1 protein-coding gene is annotated in these 305 nt (G+C 39.0%); it reads left to right on the forward strand.

The window, feature by feature from the left end; genetic code table 11:
- Positions 1-62 precede the first annotated feature (62 nt).
- Entirely contained in the window at positions 63-278 is a 216-nt protein-coding gene (locus H4O21_RS25280) for a hypothetical protein (protein ID WP_182812796.1), read from the forward strand.
- Positions 279-305: the final 27 nt, after the last annotated feature.

Here is a 305-nt window from a genome sequence, read left to right on the forward strand (position 1 = left end):
CAGTTCATACTTCTTCTCTTCCAATCTATTCAATCTACATAATTTTTAAAGGAATATGAGCCATGGCGAATCTGTCTGATAAAAACTCCGAGCAGAAAACAGTACAAAATAATACTAATGAAGATGCTCTTCTGTTTGATGAATCAACCATCCTGAGCCGCAAAGAAGAGGACAAGGATGAAGAAGAGATTTTTGATAACTCGGGCGTTTCTGGAAACGCTGAGGATTCCGGTAATGAAAATATTCAGACACTGATACGAGTAAATAGACAGAGGTGAGACATGAGCCAGCGTGTCGCGTTTAAA

Source organism: Oceanospirillum sediminis (assembly GCF_014164585.1).
GTDB classification, from domain to species: Bacteria; Pseudomonadota; Gammaproteobacteria; order Pseudomonadales; family Halomonadaceae; genus Oceanospirillum; species Oceanospirillum sediminis.